At 65.6% G+C, this 4356-nt stretch carries 5 protein-coding genes; 1 reads left to right on the forward strand and 4 read right to left on the reverse strand.

What is annotated here, in order from left to right; genetic code table 11:
• Both ABZ552_RS12785 and gmd read right to left on the reverse strand, forming a co-directional pair.
• Positions 1-1254, reverse strand: coding sequence for a class I SAM-dependent methyltransferase (locus ABZ552_RS12785; RefSeq protein WP_281918574.1), 1254 nt, complete (start codon positions 1252-1254; stop codon positions 1-3).
• Positions 1251-2273 carry a GDP-mannose 4,6-dehydratase gene (gene gmd, locus ABZ552_RS12790; protein WP_350356395.1) on the reverse strand — a complete coding sequence of 341 codons (1023 nt, stop codon included), beginning with the start codon at positions 2271-2273 and terminating at the stop codon, positions 1251-1253. The genes ABZ552_RS12785 and gmd overlap by 4 nt, the downstream gene beginning before the upstream one ends.
• An 86-nt stretch (positions 2274-2359) precedes the next feature.
• Here gmd and ABZ552_RS12795 point away from each other — a divergent pair, with 86 nt between their 5' ends.
• Positions 2360-3118 (forward strand): polyprenol monophosphomannose synthase, encoded by a 759-nt coding sequence (locus ABZ552_RS12795; RefSeq protein WP_281918573.1) that lies wholly within the window; start codon positions 2360-2362, stop codon positions 3116-3118.
• Here the strand turns inward: ABZ552_RS12795 and ABZ552_RS12800 are convergent.
• Together ABZ552_RS12800 and ABZ552_RS12805 are read right to left on the reverse strand one after the other, a co-directional pair.
• On the reverse strand, positions 3096-3821 hold the full coding sequence (locus ABZ552_RS12800) for an NAD-dependent epimerase/dehydratase family protein (RefSeq protein ID WP_281918572.1): 726 nt from the start codon (positions 3819-3821) through the stop codon (positions 3096-3098). The two genes, ABZ552_RS12795 and ABZ552_RS12800, sit on opposite strands and share 23 nt — an antisense overlap.
• A 103-nt stretch (positions 3822-3924) precedes the next feature.
• On the reverse strand, positions 3925-4341 hold the full coding sequence (locus ABZ552_RS12805; RefSeq protein ID WP_039798180.1) for a hypothetical protein: 417 nt from the start codon (positions 4339-4341) through the stop codon (positions 3925-3927).
• Between the last annotated feature and the right edge of the window lie 15 nt (positions 4342-4356).

The raw sequence follows: 4356 nt of genomic DNA on the forward strand, positions 1-4356 counted from the left end.
TCACACCACGTCCAGTTCCGGCAGCGGGAACACCAGCCGCCCGCCCGCCGCGCGGAAGGCGCTCTCCCGCTCCAGCATCATGGTTCGGAAATGCCAGGGCAGCACGAAGAACTGGTCGGGCGCCAGCTCCCGCGCCTGTGTCTCGGAGACGATCGGGATCGCGCTGCCCGGGGTGAACTTGCCGAACTTGTCGTCGTTGACCTCCGCGATGCACGGCAGGTCCTCCGGGCCGATCCCGCAGTGCTGCAGCACCACGTTGCCTTTCGTGGAGGCGCCGTAACCGAGCGTGCGCAGACCGGCCTTGCGGGAGCGGTCGAAGAAATCGCGCACCTGCTCGCGGTGCTGGTCGACCCGTTTGGCGAAGTCGGCGTATGGCTGGGAGGTGTGCAGCCCGAGCGCGGACTCCTCCTGCCGCATCCGGTCCAGCACCGCGGCATCGGCAGCCGACGCGACCCCTCGCTTGCCCAGCGTGAGCGCGAAGCTGCCGCCGTTGACGGCATTGCGTTCCACCTCGAGCACCACGAATCCGCACCGCCGCGCCATCCACTCGATCTGGTCGAGGGTGTAGTACTCCAAGTGCTCGTGACAGATCGTGTCGTAGGAGGTGGTGGCCAGCATCGCGGGCAGATAGCTCTGTTCGAGCACCCAGACGCCGTCGTCGGTGAGACTGTCGTACACCGCGCCCATGAATTCCAGCGGATTCGGCACGTCGTAGAACATGGCGATCGAGGTGATCACCTTGGCCCGTCGCCCCTCCAGCACCGATTCGGCCAGTTCGCGGGTGAAGTAGCCGGTCACCAGCCGCACGTGCGGCGGATAGAACCGGCGGAACTTCTCCCCCAGCGGGTCGATGCCCAGAATCGTCGCCGACCCTTCGGGGTAGGCGCGCAGCAGCGTCGCGTCGTTGCTGCCGATGTCGATCACCAGATCCTGCGGCGACAACGGCACCCGCTGCCGGATGCGGGCCACCCGGTGGGCGAGGTGGTCGATCATCGAGCGGTTCAGCCCGGAGCGGTATCCGTAGCCGGGGGAATACATTTCGTCGAAATCGGCCGTGTGGCGCAACTGCACCAGCCCGCACTCCGCGCTGCTCTCGGGCACACAGCGCACCAACTCCAACGGGTAGCGCGGCACCTCGGTCGGATCGGTGGCCGGGAACACCCCGGTCAACGCCATGGTGCCGAGATCGACCACCGACTCGAGCCGGGTGTTCCCGCACACCCGGCAGGCCTGCACCGCCACTGCTTGCGTCACGCGTTCTCCATATCGTGGGCGACCATCAACTCGACCAGTTCGGTGAAACTCGTACGGGGTTCCCATCCGAGCTTCTCGCGCGCCTTGCTCGGATCACCGGTGAGATGATGCACCTCGGCGGGCCGGAAATAGGTCGGATCGACCTCGACCAGCACCCGCGACGTCCGCCGGTCGATCCCTTTCTCCGCCAAACCTGTTCCTTCCCAGACCAATTCGACACCGGTGGCCGAGAAGGCGGTCTCGCACAGCTCACGCACGCTGTGTGTCTCGCCGGTGGCGATGACGTAATCGTCGGGTTCGGCCTGTTGCAGCATGAGCCACATCGCTTCGACGTACTCCTTGGCGTATCCCCAGTCCCGGCGGGCGTCCAGGTTGCCGATATAGAGCTTGTCCTGTTTGCCCTGCGCGATGCGCACCGCGCCGCGAGTCACCTTGCGGGTCACGAAAACCTCTCCGCGCCGGGGTGATTCGTGGTTGAACAGGGTGCCGTTGACCGTGTACATGCCGTAGGCCTCGCGGTGGTTCACCGTGATCCAGTACGCGTACAGCTTCGCCACGGCGTACGGCGAGCGCGGATGGAACGGTGTCTGCTCGCTCAGCGCCACGTCGTGCAGCCCGCCGTACAGCTCGGAGGACGAGGCCTGGTAGAACCGGGTCGCGATGCCGGTCTTGCGGATCGCGTCCAGGATGCGCAGCGTGCCGATCGCGTTGGTCTCCGCGGTGAACTCCGGGATCTGGAACGAGATGTGCACGTGCGACTGCGCGCCCAGGTTGTAGATCTCGGCCGGCCGCACGTCCTCCAGGATCCGGTTGAGACTGCTGGAATCCATGAGATCCCCGTAATGCAGAAACAGCCGGCGTTGGGAATGCGTATCGGAATACAGGTGGTCTATCCGATCGGTATTGAAATTCGAGGCACGCCGGATAATCCCGTGCACCTCATATCCTTGCTGCAACAGGAATTCCGTCAGATAAGACCCGTCCTGGCCCGTGATGCCGGTTATCAGCGCCTTTCTCATCAAACCTCCAACCCCGAGACTAACGGGTCGCAAAAAAGCGGGCAATACCTATCTTTCGGTCGCCGCCGGTATTAGAATTCGATTGCATGAGCGCGGCCTCCGAAAAAACTCTGGTAATGATTCCGACGTACAACGAGCGTCGCAACGTGGGCCCGTTGCTCGCTCAGATCCTGGAACAGGGCTCCGATTTCGACGTCCTGTTCGTCGACGACAATTCTCCGGACGGCACCGGAGATCTGCTCGATGAGCTGGCCCGACAGCACGCGCCCCGCATCCATGTGCTGCACCGGGCCGGTCGCCAGGGCGTGGGCTCCGCACACCAGGCCGGTATCCGCTGGGCTTACGCGCAGGGATATGCGCACATCATCACGATGGATTCCGATTTCGCGCATCCGCCGTCGTATCTTCCGGCATTGCGCGCCGCCGCTGCGGGGTTCGACGTCGTGGTCGGATCGCGGTATCTGAAAGAGGACAGCCTGGCCGACTGGACTCCCTTCCGCAAGATCCTCACCCGGGTCGGGCATTTTCTGACCGTGACACTGTTGCGGATGCCCTACGATGCCACCGGCGCGTTCCGATACTACCGGCTGGACGCCGTTCCGGTGGCGGTTTTCGATCGCGTCCGATCGACCGGCTACTCCTTCTTCTTCGAAAGTCTCTACATTCTCGCCACGAATGGCTTCCGGATCGAGCAGGTGCCGATCCATGTCCTCAACCGCACCGCGGGCGCGTCCAAGATGCGCACCCGCGACGTGGCGACCAGCGTGCGTTTCCTGCTCACGCTGTGCGCGGAGAAGTACCTGCGCCCCAGCAGGCATCGCGTCACCTCGCCGGTGCACCGCTGACCCTCCGCCCGGCCAGCCAGTCGATCACCGCCGCCGCCTCCGGCCAGTCCGGGCCGGTGGCGGTGATCGGGAACTGGTCGTCGACATAGTCTTTGGCGAAGGGCGAGTGCGAGCCCACCGCGTCGCGCACCTCGGACAGCGTCACGGTGGTGCGTGCGCCGACCTCGCGCAGTCCGGTGTCGCCGAGGTGGCCTGTGATCCACTCGGCGCACCAGTCCACGGGGGCGAAGCTCTGCCGTGAGCGGCCACTGGCGAACACCGGACGGTCGGCGGCCATGTCCGCCAGCACGCCCTTGCGGTAGTCCCCGCCGTACATCGGGCCGAGCCGCACGACGAGCGTGTCGGGGCCAGAACACAGCTGCTCCGCCTCCGCGCGATGGCGGCCGTAGACCGTGTCCAGCTGGGTGCGCGCGGAGATGCTGCTGATCTGCACGAACCGCTCCCAGCGCCACTGCTCACGCAGCAAGCGCGTTTTGTCCACCGTCTCCCGCCGGTCTTCCTCGGGATGCTGTTCGGCCCAGAACCTCTTCGACGGGCAGGCGGCATTGATCAGCACGTCGTAGCGACCTGCCGTGCGATGCCGTTCGTGGTCGGCGCGCAGCACCGGCACCACCTCCGTCCGGCCGTTCCGCTCGAGCGCTTCCACCAGCGCGGAGCCCACGTATCCGGCGGCGCCCGCCACAGCCACACGTAACCGGCTCACCTCGAGTCCCTTCCAGGAGTCACGAGACTCCATCGGCGCGCACGGGGGCCGGGCATACCGGGCCGGCATGCTCCTGCGTGGCTTCGCTGTCCGGTCGCGGCGTTCACGCGCCGTTGCCTTCCAAGGTGTGCGGCAGCGGCGCCACCTGCACGATCGGCGGATCGCACTCGTCCCACGGCTTGGTCAGCATGGCGACGAACGTCAGCGGGGTGATCGAGTACACGGTGTGCATCACCCCGATCGGTGTGCGGGTGCAGATGCCCTTGCCGACGTGGATGAACTCCTCGGGGCAGTCCGGGTCCTCGTGGTCGTCCTTGGTCACCAGCACGCCGTTGCCCTCGACGAACAGCAGGTATTCGACGAAATGCGGGTGGTAGTGCAGGCCGCGCACCTTGCCAGGGTGCATGTAGATCAGGTTGAACTCGAGCAGTGGTTCCGGCGGGACCCAGGTGAAAATGCCGCCGCGCCCGTCGCGGACGGTGTCGAGGTTGCACGACGGGGTGAGGACTTCGACCTTCATTACTGCATCCCTTCA

The organism is Nocardia sp. NPDC019219, assembly GCF_040632645.1.
Classification (GTDB): Bacteria; Actinomycetota; Actinomycetes; order Mycobacteriales; family Mycobacteriaceae; genus Nocardia; species Nocardia sputorum.